Source organism: Polyangium jinanense (assembly GCF_028435365.1).
The window spans coordinates 538,908-553,540 of sequence record NZ_JAGTJJ010000001.1 but is presented as its reverse complement, the minus strand read 5'-3'; the positions used below and the strand labels follow the sequence as shown (position 1 = coordinate 553,540).

14 protein-coding genes are annotated in these 14,633 nt (G+C 69.3%); 11 read left to right on the top strand and 3 right to left on the bottom strand.

Annotation, left to right across the window (positions count from 1 at the left end; all coding sequences use genetic code 11):
• Window positions 1-66: 66 nt before the first annotated feature.
• From KEG57_RS02215 to KEG57_RS02170, 10 genes are all read left to right on the top strand, one after another.
• A complete protein-coding gene (locus KEG57_RS02215) occupies window positions 67-669 on the top strand; it encodes a MiaE family protein (protein ID WP_272418292.1) in 603 nt (200 codons plus the stop codon).
• Window positions 670-674: 5 nt separating this feature from the next.
• Entirely contained in the window at window positions 675-2,012 is a 1,338-nt protein-coding gene (locus KEG57_RS02210) for a hypothetical protein (RefSeq protein ID WP_272418293.1), read from the top strand.
• 48 nt (window positions 2,013-2,060) lie between these two features.
• Window positions 2,061-2,339, top strand: coding sequence for a type II toxin-antitoxin system Phd/YefM family antitoxin (locus KEG57_RS02205; protein WP_272418294.1), 279 nt, complete (start codon window positions 2,061-2,063; stop codon window positions 2,337-2,339).
• Between the two features lie 5 nt (window positions 2,340-2,344).
• Window positions 2,345-2,737, top strand: a complete 393-nt coding sequence (locus KEG57_RS02200) for a PIN domain-containing protein (RefSeq protein WP_272418295.1) — start codon at window positions 2,345-2,347, stop codon at window positions 2,735-2,737.
• 354 nt (window positions 2,738-3,091) lie between these two features.
• Window positions 3,092-3,565 carry a F0F1 ATP synthase subunit B gene (locus KEG57_RS02195; RefSeq protein ID WP_272418297.1) on the top strand — a complete coding sequence of 158 codons (474 nt, stop codon included), beginning with the start codon at window positions 3,092-3,094 and terminating at the stop codon, window positions 3,563-3,565.
• Window positions 3,562-4,530, top strand: a complete 969-nt coding sequence (locus tag KEG57_RS02190; RefSeq protein ID WP_272418298.1) for a F0F1 ATP synthase subunit B — start codon at window positions 3,562-3,564, stop codon at window positions 4,528-4,530. The genes KEG57_RS02195 and KEG57_RS02190 overlap by 4 nt, the downstream gene beginning before the upstream one ends.
• Window positions 4,527-5,069 carry an ATP synthase F1 subunit delta gene (atpH, locus tag KEG57_RS02185; RefSeq protein WP_272418299.1) on the top strand — a complete coding sequence of 181 codons (543 nt, stop codon included), beginning with the start codon at window positions 4,527-4,529 and terminating at the stop codon, window positions 5,067-5,069. The genes KEG57_RS02190 and atpH overlap by 4 nt, the downstream gene beginning before the upstream one ends.
• Before the next feature lie 79 nt (window positions 5,070-5,148).
• Window positions 5,149-6,933 (top strand): F0F1 ATP synthase subunit alpha, encoded by a 1,785-nt coding sequence (atpA, locus tag KEG57_RS02180; protein WP_272418300.1) that lies wholly within the window; start codon window positions 5,149-5,151, stop codon window positions 6,931-6,933.
• A 3-nt stretch (window positions 6,934-6,936) separates the two neighbouring features.
• A complete protein-coding gene (atpG, locus tag KEG57_RS02175) occupies window positions 6,937-7,872 on the top strand; it encodes an ATP synthase F1 subunit gamma (RefSeq protein WP_272418302.1) in 936 nt (311 codons plus the stop codon).
• Between the two features lie 90 nt (window positions 7,873-7,962).
• Entirely contained in the window at window positions 7,963-8,574 is a 612-nt protein-coding gene (locus KEG57_RS02170) for an L-threonylcarbamoyladenylate synthase (RefSeq protein ID WP_272418303.1), read from the top strand.
• A gap of 21 nt (window positions 8,575-8,595) precedes the next feature.
• Here KEG57_RS02170 and KEG57_RS02165 read toward each other — a convergent pair whose 3' ends face one another.
• Entirely contained in the window at window positions 8,596-11,220 is a 2,625-nt protein-coding gene (locus tag KEG57_RS02165) for a penicillin-binding protein 1A (RefSeq protein WP_272418305.1), read from the bottom strand.
• A 42-nt stretch (window positions 11,221-11,262) separates the two neighbouring features.
• Entirely contained in the window at window positions 11,263-12,669 is a 1,407-nt protein-coding gene (locus KEG57_RS02160) for a serine/threonine-protein kinase (protein WP_272418306.1), read from the bottom strand.
• Window positions 12,670-12,862: 193 nt separating this feature from the next.
• Between KEG57_RS02160 and pgeF the strand changes: the two genes are divergently transcribed.
• On the top strand, window positions 12,863-13,639 hold the full coding sequence (gene pgeF, locus KEG57_RS02155) for a peptidoglycan editing factor PgeF (protein WP_272418624.1): 777 nt from the start codon (window positions 12,863-12,865) through the stop codon (window positions 13,637-13,639).
• On the opposite strand, the gene KEG57_RS02150 is transcribed toward pgeF, so the two are convergent.
• Window positions 13,640-14,629 (bottom strand): zinc-dependent alcohol dehydrogenase family protein, encoded by a 990-nt coding sequence (locus KEG57_RS02150; RefSeq protein WP_272418307.1) that lies wholly within the window; start codon window positions 14,627-14,629, stop codon window positions 13,640-13,642.
• Between the last annotated feature and the right edge of the window lie 4 nt (window positions 14,630-14,633).

The following is a 14,633-nucleotide window of genomic DNA, read 5'->3' as shown; positions in this document are numbered from 1 at the left end:
CATCCGGGACGGAAGGACGCGCCGCGCGTCTTGCGCCCGGAGACGTCGTGCCATAGTTCGGGCGTCGTGCTCTGCCTGACCCGACCGACCGATCCCACCTGGGCTGCCGTGGCCCTCGCCGACCTCGCCACCCTGCTGCGGGATCACGCGCACTGCGAGATGAAGGCGGCGTCGAACGCTCTGTCGCTCGCGGCGCGGTGGCCGGAGCGGACGGAGGTGGCGCGCGCGCTCGTCGAGCTCGCCGAAGAGGAGCTGCGTCATTTCCGGGGCGTACTCGACGAGCTCACCCGCCGCGGTCTCACGCTCGGCAAGCCCGAGGTCGACGTCTACGCGGCCGAGCTGCGCAAGGCGATCGGCGTCGGTCGCAAGGGCGCGCCGGAGGATCCGCTCGTCGATCGGCTGCTCGTCGGCGCGGTGATCGAGGCGCGCTCGTGCGAGCGGTTTCGCCTGCTCTGCGAGGCCTTGCGGGCGCGCGGCGACGAGCCCGAGCTGCTCGCGTTCTACGAGGAGCTCTTTGCTTGCGAGGCGCGGCACTACCGCACGTTCGTCGACCTCGCGACGAGCGTGAAGGCGGACGCTGCCGCCGTGCGCGCGCGCCTCGAAGAGATCGCGCGGGCCGAGGGGAGGCTCGTGGAGGTGCTCGGCAAAGAGCCCACCGTGCACGGGTGACACACATGGATCTTCCTCCGCACGAGATCGATCGTCTGATCGCGCGAGCCACCGACGAGCTCCGCCAGAAGGCGCGCGCCTTCCGCGTCGAGGGACCCGCTCCGCGTGGCAACGTGCTCGAAGCCTTCCGCGCAGTGAGCACCCGATCGATGTGGATCGAGCTCGGCGAGCGCGGCGCGAAGGATCCGATCCTCGCGGCCGCGTGCGCGCACGTTGCAGCACTCACGATCGCGCGCGTCACCTGGGCCGAGCGTGTGCGCCTCGCCGAGGCGTGGCACGCGCCCACGATCGAGATCGAAGGTCCCGTGCCCGAGCGCGTGAGCCCGCGCGTGACGCTCGAACGTCTGCTCGACGAGACCGTGCCCGCACGCCGCCACGTCCTCGCCGATGCGCTCACGCGTGGCGCGGGGGATCTCTCGGACGCCGCGCTCGTCCACGAAGAGCGCCGCGCCGAGGCGTTTCGCCGCCTCGGGATCGAGGACGTCGATGCCCTCGAGATCCCCGTGAAGCCTCCGACCTCGCTCGCGCGCATCGCCGAGCGCTTGCTCGACGTAACGGCCGAGCTCATGCCGAAGCGCGCGCTGCGCTGGGACGACGCGCTCGCTGCGATGCTCGCGCGTGACGCCGGCGAGGGCTGGCCTGCGCGCCTCTCGCCGCGCTGGTTCCAGGAGCTCTTCGGCAAGACGGGCCTCTTCGAAGGCCTCTCGATCCCGCCGTTCCCGCTCCCGCGCCTCCTCGGCGCCGCCTCCTTCGCGCGCGCGCTCGCTCGCTTCGGTGAAGCCTTCGCCGAGGCCGACGTCCCGCGCGCGGCGCCCTTCGTGCTCGCGCGTCCGCCGTTTGATCTTCGTCGCGCTCGCAGGGCCGCCCTCTTCGGTGCGTTGCCCACCGACCCCATGTTCGGCATGCGGTCGCTCGGCCTCGGCCGTTCGCGCGCGCGATCGCAAGCCCAAGAGGTCGCAAGCGCGCTTCTCCTCTCCCTCCGCCTCGACGCGGCGCGTGTCCTCCTTCGTGGCACGGTCACCCTCCCGCATCGCGCGCGGCGCGAGCGCTTCGAGGAGCTCACCGATCGTGCCCTCGGCGCATCGATCCCCGGCGTGCTCGCGTTCGTCCTTCCCGGTTCCGATCCTCAGGATCCGACGCGCCTCGCGGGGGCGCTTCTCGCCATGTCGGATCGCCGCGCGCTCCTCGAGCGCTTCGACGAGGACTGGTTCCAGAACCCGCGCGCGGCTCTCGCCTTGCGTGAGGAGCACACCGTCCTGCCGCGGGATCCGACGAGCACCGAGGCCGCGATCGAGGCGGGCCTCGTCGACCTCTCGCGCTCGCTCGCCGAGCTCTTCCGCTGATGCACGGTCGTGACTCCGGCCGCCCGATCCGGTAGGTATCGTGCCGTGGTGCAGAAGTACGGGATCCCCATCACCGACCTGCCGGGTCACTGCCTCGACGCCGTCGATGCGGCCGAACGCGTCCGCGCGCGCACGCTCGTCACGCGCGAGGGGCATCCGATCGCGGCCATCGTCCCGATGAGCGACCTCGACAAGATCGATCCGCCCGATCCTGCGGTCGACGGCATCGACCCGCTGCTCTCCTTGTGCGGCACGTGCCGCCATGACGAGTTCGTCGACTCGCTCCTCACCGACATCTCGCAGACCGGTCTCTGGCGTCGGGGCTAGCGCGCGTGGGTTACCTCTTCGATACGGCCACGCTGGCCGAGGTCCTCCGCACGGTCCCTTCGCGACTGCTCGTCAAACGTCTCTCCGGCGTGCCCACCTCGGAACGCTGGACGACGTCGATCACGGTCAGCCAGATCCTGATCGCCGCGCGCCGCACGAAGCACCCGAAGCTCATGCAGGACGTCATCCGCCTCGTCGCGGCGGTGAAGGTCGCGCCCTTCGACACGCTCGCGGCGCAGTCCTTCGCCAAGCTCCGCACGACCGTCGCGCCCGACGTCGACACCGACGACGTCATGATCGCGGCCATCGCCGTCACGCACGACTTCACGCTCGTGACCCGCAGGCCTGCTGCGTTCCGCATCTATCCGCACCTGCGCGTCGAGGACTGGACGCTCTAGCGACCGAGCTGGTTCGTCCACGCGACCCCTTCCGTTCGTGGGGTGTTCCGTTGGGGCCGACCTCGGACCGGACGCACTTTTTTCGGGAAACGGCGGGCTCGGAGCCGGGTCCTTTGCCCCCTTTCTGCCGCGCGCGGGTGGGCCTGCTTCCGGCGAACAAAAGGGGCCTTCCCGTTCCCTTCGTCACGTGCTAGTTGCCCCCGCGCCCATCGAGAGGGTGTCTTTTTGCCTCTCGCGCGGCCCGTGACGTTCGGAGGCTCTCTCCTCGGGATCAACCGAGGGTCATGACCCCTGGCCTCCCCGCCTCATCGAGCCGATCGAGACATCGAGGCCCTCCGGAGACCGCCGGATCCCGTGAACCACCTCGCCTCAGCCAAGCTCTTCGCCTCGGCGATCAACGTCGATTTCGACCCGACGTTCATCGCCCAGTTCATCCTTTTCACGACCTTCGTCGTCGTGCTGCGGCCCTTGCTCTTCGATCCGCTGCTTCGCGTGTTCGAGGAGCGCGAGAAGCGCACCGAGGGCGCGAAGGTCGAGGCCCGCGCGATGGACGCGAAGGCCGGCGAGCTGCTCACGAAGTACGAGGCGGAGCTCGAGAAGGTCCGGCGCGAGGCGAACGTCGAGCGCGAGAAGCTGCGCCGCGAGGCCAAGGAGCTCGAGACGAAGATCATGAACGAGGCGCGTGACGAGGCGGCGCGCATCCTCGAGACGGGCAAGACGCGGATCGCCGCGGAGGTCGAGCAGATGAGGAAGGAACTGAAGGACGCGCAGCCGGCGCTCGCCGCCGAGATCGCGTCCCGGGTCCTCGGTCGGGAGGTCGGTCGATGATGTCGCGAAGGCTTGCGAAAGTCTTCTTCCCGCTCGCGGTGGGTCTCGCGGGCGCTTCGGCGTTCGCGCAGACGAACCCGAACCAGGGTTTGCCCGCGGGGCACCCGCCGCTCGACGTCCCGCCCGGCCAGGCGCGGCCGGCGCCGGGGCAGATGCCCCGTCCGATGCCGGGTGGCCAGCCGGGGCAGGCGATGCCGGGGCGCCCTGGTTTTCCGCCGGGGATGCAGCGGCAGCCGCAGCGCGCGCCCGCGCCGGCGCACGCCAAGGCGAGCGATCATGGCGGCGGGCACGGCGGGCATTGCCCCGGCCACGGCCCGCACGACGCCCCGCATTTCGACCAGATCAACTGGTGGCACGGCATGATCGCCGTGAACAACGAGAAGGCGGTCCAGCCGGGCTTCGTGAACAAGCTCCTCTGGCGCTACGAGAACCACTCGGATCCCTGCGATCCGAAGAACGAGCCGCCGCCGTTCCTCGCGTCGATCCTGAACCTCGGCGTGCTCGGGTTCCTCCTCTACCGCTTCGGCAAGAAGCCGATCGGCGAGGCGCTCGTGAAGCGCAAGCAGTCGATCATGTCGGAGATCGACAACGCGGCGCGCCTGAAGAACGAGGCGCAGAAGCGGCTCGACGAGTACGAGACCAAGTTCGAGCAGATGGCCGAGACGCTCTCTGTGCTGAAGGCCGAGTACGCGGCCCAGGCCGAGCTCGAGAAGAAGCACATCCTCGCCGAGGCCGAGGAGCGTCGGGCGCGCATGCGTCGCGACGCCGAGTTCCGCATCGAGCAGGAGCTCCGGACGGCGCGGATCGAGCTCATGCACGAGGCGGTGCAGGGCGCGACGGCAGCGGCCGAGGACATCATTCGCAGCCGCACGGCGCAGGCCGATCTCGATCGGATGAGCGAGGACTACCTGACCTCGGTGCGTGAGGCGCTCGCTTCGAGCGGGCCTGCAGGAGGAGCGCGATGAGCAGCGAGACGATCGCCAGGCGGTATGCGCGCGCGGTCTTCGAGCTCGGCAAGGAGCTCAAGAATCTGCCCGTGATCGCGCGGGACCTCGCGGATTTCTCGGCGAGCTTCGAGAAGTCGGACGAGCTCCGGATGGTCCTTTCGAGCCCGCTCATCGCGGAGGAACAGCGTGAGGCGCTCCTCAAGGAGGTCGGCCAGCGCATGAGCCTCTCGGAGACCGCGCTCTCGACGCTTCGTCTGCTCGCCAAGCGCAGGCGCCTCTCGGCGCTGCCGGACATGGTCCGTCAGCTCGAGAAGCTCGTGGACGAGGACGCGGGCACGCTCCGCGCGACGGTCACGAGCGCTGGTCCGCTCAGCGAGAGCTACCTTGCGAAGCTTCGCGCCGAGCTCGAGAAATCGACGGGCCGCAAGGTCGTCATCACGAACGTGCAGGATCCCTCGCTCATCGCAGGCATCGTCACCCGCATCGGCGACCGGGTGATCGACGGGAGCGTCAAGGCCCGCCTCGAGAGCTTCCGCGAGTCGCTGCTCCGCACCTAGTCGATAGGCCGACCGAGGCCCCCAAATTTTCACCGCCCCTCGCACGGGCCGGGTCGAACCAGGATCAAGGACTTCCCCCATGCAGCTCAGAGCCGAAGAGATTTCCCAGATCATCAAGAAGCAGATCCAGAACATCGACAAGGCCGCGCTCGTCACCGAGGTGGGCACGGTGCTCACGGTCGGCGACGGTATCGCCCGCGTGTACGGCCTCAGCCGCGCGATGGCCGGTGAGCTCGTCGAGTTCGTGGGCGCGGGCGGCGAGACGCTCGCGGGGCTCGTGCTGAACCTCGAGGCCGACAACGTCGGCTGCGCGATCTTCGGCGACACGAGCATCATCAAGGAAGGCGACTCCGTGAAGCGCACGGGCCGCATCCTCGACGTGCCGGCGGGCGAGGCCGTCGTTGGCCGCGTCCTGAACGCGCTCGGCATGCCGATCGACGGCAAGGGCCCGATCGAGACGAAGGAGCGCCGCCGCGTCGAGGTGAAGGCGCCCGGCATCATCCAGCGCCAGCCGGTCAAGGACCCGCTCCAGACGGGCATCAAGGCGATCGACGCGATGATCCCGATCGGCCGTGGTCAGCGCGAGCTCATCATCGGCGACCGCCAGGTTGGCAAGACTGCCGTCGCCATCGACGCGATCATCAACCAGAAGGGCAAGGGCGTTCACTGCATCTACGTCGCGATCGGCCAGAAGCTCAGCACGGTCCGGCAGGTCGTCGATCGCCTCGAGTCCTACGGCGCCATGGAGTACACGACCGTCGTCGCTGCGACCGCGAGCGAGACGGCGCCGCTGCAGTACATCGCGCCGTACACGGGCGTCACGATCGGCGAGTACTTCCGCGACACGGGCCGCCATGCGCTCTGCGTCTACGACGACCTCTCGAAGCAGGCCGTTGCGTACCGCCAGCTCTCGCTGCTCCTCCGCCGCCCGCCGGGCCGCGAGGCGTACCCGGGCGACGTCTTCTACCTCCACTCGCGTCTGCTCGAGCGCGCCGCGAAGATGGCGGACGTCTTCTGGGTCGTGAAGAAGGGCACGCCTGCGCCGCCGGACGGAGACCGTGACTATCGCGGCGCCGACGGCAAGATCCACATCGGCGAGCAGGGCAAGGAGTCGTCGCACCACAGCTTGAAGCAGCTCGGCAGCGACTACGAGATCATCAAGGACAAGTGGTCCGGCGGTTCGCTCACGGCGCTCCCCGTCATCGAGACGCAGGCCGGTGACGTCTCGGCGTACATCCCAACGAACGTCATCAGCATCACGGACGGGCAGATCTTCCTCGAGGCGGACCTGTTCTTCTCGGGCGTTCGTCCGGCCATCAACGTCGGCATCTCGGTCAGCCGCGTCGGCGGCAACGCGCAGATCAAGGCGATGAAGAGCGTCGCCGGTACGCTCCGCCTCGACCTCGCGCAGTACCGCGCCATGGCGGCGTTCGCGCAGTTCGCGGGCGACCTCGACGCCAAGACGCGCAAGCAGCTCGAGCGCGGCGCGCGCATGGTCGAGATCCTGAAGCAGGGCCAGTACGTCCCGCTCTCGGTCGAGAAGCAGGTCCTCATCATCTACGCCGGCATCAACGGCTACGTCGACGACCTGCCGGTCGAGTCGCTCGCGCAGTTCGAGGACGAGCTCTACAAGTACGTCGAGTCGAAGCACTCGACGCTTTTGCCGGCGATCGCCGAGAAGAAGGCGCTCGACGACGAGCTCAAGAAGCAGATGAACAAGGCGATCGAGTCCTTCAAGAAGACCTTCGTCCCCGGCGGCAAGTCGAAGCCTGCCGTCGAGGAGGAGGAGGCCGAGGCCCCGAAGGCCGAGGCGAAGGCCGATGGCAAGGCGGCCGCGAAGAAGGCCGCAAAGAAAGCGAAGTAAGCCGTGCCTTCGCTCAAAGCGATCCGCAAGCGCATCACCAGCGTCCGCTCGACGCAGAAGATCACGCGCGCGATGAAGATGGTTGCTGGCGCGCGGCTCAACCGTGCCCAGCAGCGCATCACCGAGCTGCGTCCGTACGCCATCAAGACGCAGGAGGTCCTCGCGGCGATCACGGCCTCGGCGCGCGCGGCGAGCGCGCAGGACGCCGGGCAAGGCGTCCCTGCGGACGCCGACGTCGTCCTCGAGCGCCCGCTCCACCCGCTGCTCGTCGAGCGTCCGGAGCGCCGCGTGATGCTCCTGATCCTCACGAGTGATCGTGGCCTCTGCGGCGCGTTCAACACGAACATCAACAAGCGCGCCGAGCGCGAGTGGAAGAGCCGCGTCGATCAGGGGCAGGAGGTGACCATGAAGGTCATCGGCCGCAAAGGCCGGGACTACATGAGCCGCCGCAACGCCCCGAACCTCGGCTACCTCCCGGGCGTCTGGGAGAAGCTCGCCCTCGAGACGGCGCAGCGCGTGGGCAAGGAGATCCTCGATCCCTTCCTCAAGGGCGAGGTCGACAGCATTTACGTCATCTACAACGAGTTCAAGAGCGCGGTCACCCAGCAGGTCGTGGTCGAGCGCCTCTTGCCCGTTCGTCCCCTCGCCGAGGGCGACCAGGCCGAGGCGACGTCGGCGACCGAGTTCATCTTCGAGCCGAGCCGCGAGGCACTGCTCGACGTGCTCGCGCCGATGTACGTCGACATCTCGCTCCTGCGCGCGCTCTACGAGTCGATGGCGAGCGAGTTTGGCGCAAAGCTCACGGCGATGGACGCGGCCACGAAGAACGCGAAGGAAATGGTCGAGCGCTTGACGCTCGAATACAACCGCGCGCGTCAGGCTGCGATCACCAAGGAGCTCATGGAGATCATCGGTGGCAGCGAGGCGCTGAAGGACTAGGTCCTTCCTCGTCCCGCTCGTGGGGCGCGTCGCTCGGACGCGCCGAGCCGCGCCCCACAGCCCGCAGTCCTCACCTCCCGAGCCGCACCTGTGGCCATCCTCCTCCCTATCAACCCCGAGCACCCCGAGCCTCGCAAGATCCGGCGCGCCGTCGAGATCCTGGAGAAGGGCGGCGTCATCGCTTACCCGACGGACACCGTCTACGGGCTCGGCTGCGACCTCTTCAACAAGCAGGCGATCGAGACGCTCTACCAGATCAAGGGGATGCAGCGAGACAAGAACCTCGCCTTCATCTGCCCGGATCTCGGTGACATCGCGCGGTACGCGATCGTCGAGAACGCGGCCTACCGCGTGCTCAAGCGCTTCCTGCCCGGCCCGTATTGCTTTGTGCTCCAAGCGACGCGGGAGGTGCCGAAGATCGTGCAGATGAACAAGAAGACCGTGGGCATCCGCGTGCCTTCGCATCCCGTCACGCTCGCGATCGTGCGTGAGCTCGGGCGGCCGATCATCAGCACGACCGCGGCGCCCCCCGGCGAGGATCCCATGGTCGATCCGTGGGAGATCAAGGAGCGCTTCCCCGGCCTCGAGCTCGTCCTCGACGCCGGTGCTGGCGGCACCCTGCCCACGACCGTCGTCGACCTCAGCGCAGGCGACGTGCACATCCTGCGCGAGGGCGCAGGGCCCACCGACGAGCTCGTTTGAGCTCGAACGAACGCCGGAGCCTCAAGGCTCCTTGGCGTGCTCCCCTTCGCCCTCGCCGGGCGACCCCTCCGGCTTCAGCGTCGGCACCGGGATGACCGGGAGCGGCTCCTCCGCGCCCGCCTCCGCGCCCTCCTCGGCTGCGCCCGTCTCCGCGTCCGCCTCGCCGTCCGGCGCGGCGTCGACGCCCGCGTCGGGCGAGGTGTCCTTCAAGAACACCTCGTCGACCGCGTTCTCCTGCCCCTCGTACGCGAGCAGGCCCGTCTCCGGATCGATCTGCTTGTGCTCGAGGCCCGCGGGCTCGGTCGGCGCGCGCTTCGGTTTGCCCGCGTGCGCCTCGCGCATGAAGTCCACGAACGCGGGCAGCGACGCGACTGCGCCCGTCTCGCCCGCGCCGAGCGGCGCTGCGTCGTCGAAGCCTGTCCACACCGCGCACGCGATGTCCATCGAGTAACCGACGAACCACGCGTCCTTCGACTGGTTGCTCGTCCCGGTCTTGCCGGCGATCCATCGATCGAGCGCCTTCGCGCGTGTCGCCGTGCCTCGCTCCACCACGGTCCGGAGCAGGCTGTTCATCAGGAACGCCTCCTCCTCGGTGAGCACGCGCTTCGGCTCCGGCTCCGCGTCGAGCTGGATGTCGACCCCGTTCGGCCCGGTGATCCGCGTGATGAGCCGCGGCTTCTTGTACTCGCCGCCTGCCGCGAACGCCGCGTACGCCGCGGCCATCTCGCGCGGCGTCACCTCGTAGGCCCCGAGCGCGAGCGACAGATCCGCGCCGAGCTTCGACTCGATCCCGAGCTCTTGCGCGAACGTCATCACGTTCGCCGGACCGAGCTCCTGGATCGACCACACCGCGGCCACGTTCACGCTGTGCGCGAGCGCCTCACGCAGACGTGCCGGCGTCTTCCCTTCGCTCTCGTCGTAGTTGTTCGGCTGGTAGCCCTTCAGCGCTGCGGGGTTCGTCTCGAGCAACGTGGCCGGCGTGAGCTTGCGCGTGTGGATGCCGTACGCGTAGACGAACGCCTTGAACGTCGAGCCCGGCTGCCTCTTCGCGAGCGTCCGATCGAGCCCGGCGCGCACGCCCTCGTAGCCACCGACGAGCGCCACGATGTCGCGCGTCGCGACGTCGATCGCCACGAGCGCCGACTGCGGACCTAGCTCGAGCCGTAGCCCCGCGGGCTGCGTCTTCTCCTTCGGCATTTGCTCCGGCGGCGGCTCCTCGTGCGGCGGCTCGGGCGCGCCCTGGCGCGGATCCGCGGCCGACGCGGCGGCCTCCTTCGGGTCCACGAGGCTCACGCGCAGCACCTTGCCGACCTTCGCGAACTGGCTCGGCAGGAGATCCTTCGGGTTGTACCGACTCTTCCCGCGCAGATCGACCGCGCCTGCGAGCGCGCCGATCCGCACGAACAAGAGCCCCTTCGTGTCGTCGTGTCCCGTCACGACGCCGGCGTACACGCGATGACCACTCGGCTTCGGCGCGCCCTCGAACGCGGGCGGCTCGCGTTTGCCCGGCGCGAGCGGCGCGACCATGTTGTGCCGCTTCAAGTACGCGTCGAGGCTCGACCGCACCGCGCCGCGCGCCTTCGACTGCAGCGTCGGATCGATCGTCGTCGTGATCGTGTAGCCGCCACGATCCGCGTCCGGCCCCACGAGCGCGCGCAGCGTCCGCTTCGCTTCCTCGACGACCTCGGGCGCGAGCTCGCGCATCTCTTCCTGCGCGGGCGCGAGGTTCACCTCCTCCGTCCGCGCGCGCTCCACCTCTTCCGCCGTCGCGAAGCCCTTCGCGAGCATCTGCCCGAGCACGTACTCGCGCCGCTTCTTCGCGCGCTCGAGGCTCACGCGTGGCGAGTAGATGCCCGGCCCCTTCACGATCCCCGCGAGGAGCGCGGCCTGCGCGAGCGTCGCCTCGCGGATCGACTTGCCGAAGTAGTACCGACAAGCCTCCTCGATCCCGTAGCGCCCGTGCCCGAAGTAGATGTGGTTCAGGTAGAGCCCGAGGATCTCGTTCTTCGTGAGCTCCTGCTCGATGCGACGCGCGAGGATGACCTCCTTCATCTTCCGGTCGAACGTGCGCTCGGACGTGAGCAGCACGTTCTTCACGACCTGCTGCGTGATCGTGCTCGCACCCTGCTTCGTGCTCGCGCCGCGCAGGTTCTTGTAGAGCGCGCGCAGCATCCCCGGATAGTCGAGCCCCTTGTGCTCGTAGAAGGCCGCGTCCTCCGCGGCGAGCGCCGCGTAGCGCACGTGCGCAGGCAAGGACTCGACATCGACGATCGTGCGCCGCTCGACGAACAGCTCGCCGAGCACCACCTGACCGCCACGCGCGAGCACGCGCGTCACCTGCGGCGGCCTGTAACTCTTGAGCTCCTCCGTCGACGGCAGGTCCGCCTCGTAGTGCCGGATCGTCAGCGCGACGCCGAGCATCGCCGCCGCCGCGAGCAGCACGATCGCGATCCCCGCGCGCCGCACCCAGCGCTGGATCGTTCGCTTGCGCCTGCGCGCGGCGCGCCGCTTCTCGCGCTCCTCGTCGGTCGTGCTCATCGCCTCGTTCGGCGCTGCGGGCGAGCTCTTCGCCTCGTTTGGCGCTGCGGGCGAGCTCTTCCTCGCGTCGCTACCGTTCTGTTCTTCGGAGGGGCGATCGGCCGGCATGGTGGGTGTCTCGGAAACGCCGAGCGCGCTTCGGATCGTCCGCTAGCGAAGCAGCTTGAGGACGATGACGGCGAGGAGCACGCCCACGATCAAGAAGCCCACTGCCACGCCGACGAGCATCAGCGTCGACGGCGTGCCCTTCACGACGACGGGCGCGGGCGTGGGCGCGGGCGTGGGGCCCGGCTGCGACCTCGACGCGGGTGGCGCGATGCGCAGCGACGACGGGCCGTCGGTGATCCCCGACCTGAGCTTCGGGCTCACGGCGTGCGGCGACGGCATCGGCCGCGGCGCCGACGCCGGGTTGCCCGTGCTCGTCATCGGCGACCGCGGCGCCGACGCCGGATTGCCCGTGCTCGTCATCGGGTTGGCGCCGTTCGGCTTGCGGTTCGAGGGCGCGCCGTCCATCGCGGCGGGCGCGGCCGCGCCTCCTTGCCGTGAGGACCCGGGTGCGGGCTGGCGCTGCGACTCCGGCTTCGCCTCCGGCATGTTCGCGACCTCGGCGTGCGAGCGCGACGCCTTCTCGAGCACCTCCATGCTGCTCGCGGGGAACAGCCCGGAGAAACCCTTGCCTCCGCCCGGCGCGTACGGCTTCAGCGCGTCGGCGAAGTCCGCGGCCGTCGTGTATCGATCCTCCGGCCGCTTCTCGAGCGCCTTCGCGATCACCGCGCCGAGTCCTTGCGGGAAGGTTTTCCCCGGCACGCGCGTCTCCAGCGCGAGCGGCGGCTTCGTCACGTGGTGCTGGATGAACTCCATCGGCGTGCGCGCATCGAACGGCAGCTTGCCGGTGAGCATCTCGTAGAGGATCACCGCGAGCGAGTAGATGTCGCTGCGCGCGTCGAGCGGTTTGCCCTGGGCTTGCTCGGGCGACATGAACTCCGGCGTCCCGAAGACCATGCCCTCCTGCGTGAGCATCACGGAGCCTGGGCGCAGCTCGCGCTCGGTGACCTTCGCGAGACCGAAGTCGAGCACCTTCGGGAAGTCGCGCAGACCTCCGTTGGTGGACAAAAAGATGTTCTCGGGCTTCAGGTCGCGGTGGACGATCCCCTGCGAGTGCGCCTCTTGCAGCGCGCCGCAGACCTGGATGAGCACCGGGATCGCGCGATCGAGGGGCATCGGCCCCTCCTTGCGGACGATCTGGTTGAGGTTTTTCCCCTCCAGGTACTCCATCACGATGTACAGCGAGCCGTCTTCGAGCTCGCCGTAGAGCAGCACCTTCACCGTGTTCGGGTGCGTCAGGTGGCTCATCGCGCGCGCTTCGCGTCGGAACCTCGAGACGAGGTCTTTGCGGTTCGCGAGCTTCGGATGGAGGATCTTCACGGCCACCATCCGGTTCATCGCCGGTTGCGCGGCCTTGTAGACGGATCCCATCCCGCCCGAGCCGATCTTCTGCAGGATCTGGAACTGACCGCCCAGAATGTCTCGGCCGATGTTCGGGTCTTGCGGGCGCATCGGATCTTCAGCCGGAAAATATCACCTCGCCGGCCTCGCTCGTCCATGACAGCCTCACGTCCGGCGAGGAAGATCCGTGAAAAGCCCGAATGGAGAGCAGGCGTCCCAACGCACCACGCCATCCCGGGATTCCGGTAACCCCCCGGCCGAAGCCCTTGCCGATCCCCCTTCGGGCCCCCCTTCCGGACCCCCCCTGGCGAGCGCGCCGAGCCCTGTTTTCTCGGCACTTCTCGACGCCGAGGGCTTCCGCCACGCGTTCTTCACGCGCGCTGGCGGGGTCAGCCGTCCCCCGTGGGACTCCCTGAACGTCGCCGCCGCCGCCACCGGAGACGACCCGTCGGACGTGCAGGAGAACATTCGTCGTTGCGCCGAGGCCCTGGGTGTGCCCCTGTCGCGCCTTTACATCCTCAGCCAGGTTCACGGCACCGACGCGCACATCCTCGACGGTACCGAAGACCGCGAGGAGGTCGTGAAGCGCCTCGGCGACATCACTGCCTCGCGCACGCGCGGCGTCGCGTGCGGCGTGCGCTCCGCCGACTGCGTGCCCGTCTTGCTCGCCGATCGACAGAGCGGCGCCGTCGTCGCCGTGCACAGCGGTTGGCGCGGCACCGTGGCGAACGCAGCCGCCGCGGGCGTCGCCGTTCTCCGCACGCTCGCGTCTTCACCGAGCATCGTCGCGGCGATCGGCCCGCACATCGAGCCGTGTTGCTTCGAGGTCGGCGATGACGTCGCAGCCTCGCTCGCCAGCGCCTCCGACGCCGGCGACGACGTCGTCGATCGCAGCCGCGACCGCGCGCACGTCGACCTTCGCCGCATCGTCCGCGCGCAGCTCACGGCCGCGGGCGTCGAGCCCTCGCGAATCGACGATGTCCGCGGCTGTACCGTGTGTGATCGCGAGCGTTACTTCTCGTATCGGCGTGACGCCGCGAAGAGCGGACGGCTCCTCTCGGCGATCGTCGCGCGCGCTTGATCAGCGGCCCTGCGGGACGAGGACGATCTTGCCGCCGCGGCCTTCACGCTCGGCGTGCGTCACGGCGTCCTTGATTCGATCGAGCGTGTACGTCGCCTCGACCGGCACGGCGACCGCGCTCGTCGCGACCAGGCCCGCGAGCCGCTTCCAGAGCTCGCAGAGCTCCTCCTTCGGGATCGTCGCGAGGTGCGAAGCGAGCCAGAAGCCGCGCAGGTGGATGTCGCGGAACACGAGATCGTTCGTCGCGATGTGCCCCGGCTGTCCGCTCAGCATGCCGTAACTCACGACAGTGCCGCCGCGACCGAGACAACCCGCGATGCGCGTCGTCGCGCCGCCCGCGACCGCGTCGAGCCCGAGCTTGATCGACGCGCCACGCGTCGCCGCGGTGATGCGCTTGCCGAGCTCGGCGCCGTCGACGAGCACCACGTTCGCGCCGAGCGCGCGCAACGGCTCGCACTGCGACGCGCGCCGCACCACGTTCACCGTCTTGATGCCGCGCTCCTTCGCGAGCGTGACGATCCACCGCCCGATCGCCGAGCTCGCCGCGTTCTGCACGAGGAAGTCGCCGGGCCCGAGGTTCACGAGCGCCGTCAGCAGGAAGTGCGCGGCGAGCGGGTTCAACGTCGCCATCGCGAGCTGCTCGGCCGGCACGCCTTCCGGCGCGGGGATCACGTCCTCGGCGTGGACCTTCAGCCGCTCGCGCCACGCGCCTGCGCCGATCGGCAAGAGCACGCGCGTGCCTCGCTCGATTCCGCGCACGCCGGGGCCCACGTCGATCACGCGGCCCACGCCTTCTTTTCCGGGCACCGTCGGCAGACGCGGCAGCGCGCCGTAGATGCCCGACAGGATCAAGAGATCCGACGGGTTGATCGGGGTTGCCTCGACCGAGACCGTGATCTCGCCCTCGCGCGGCGATTCCGGCTCGGGCACCTCGAGGTAACGGACCACCTCGGCCGGGGGCCCGAACGCATCGACTCGAATTGCCTTCATGTCT

Excerpts from the sequence above, each read along its gene's own strand:
- KEG57_RS02150 (WP_272418307.1), bottom strand. The coding sequence starts at position 14,629 with ATGAAGGCAATTCGAGTCGATGCGTTCGGGCCCCCGGCCGAGGTGGTC.
- atpA (WP_272418300.1), top strand. The coding sequence starts at position 5,149 with ATGCAGCTCAGAGCCGAAGAGATTTCCCAGATCATCAAGAAGCAGATC.
- KEG57_RS02165 (WP_272418305.1), bottom strand. The coding sequence starts at position 11,220 with ATGCCGGCCGATCGCCCCTCCGAAGAACAGAACGGTAGCGACGCGAGG.
- KEG57_RS02210 (WP_272418293.1), top strand. The coding sequence starts at position 675 with ATGGATCTTCCTCCGCACGAGATCGATCGTCTGATCGCGCGAGCCACC.
- KEG57_RS02160 (WP_272418306.1), bottom strand. The coding sequence starts at position 12,669 with ATGCGCCCGCAAGACCCGAACATCGGCCGAGACATTCTGGGCGGTCAG.
- KEG57_RS02190 (WP_272418298.1), top strand. The coding sequence starts at position 3,562 with ATGATGTCGCGAAGGCTTGCGAAAGTCTTCTTCCCGCTCGCGGTGGGT.
- atpH (WP_272418299.1), top strand. The coding sequence starts at position 4,527 with ATGAGCAGCGAGACGATCGCCAGGCGGTATGCGCGCGCGGTCTTCGAG.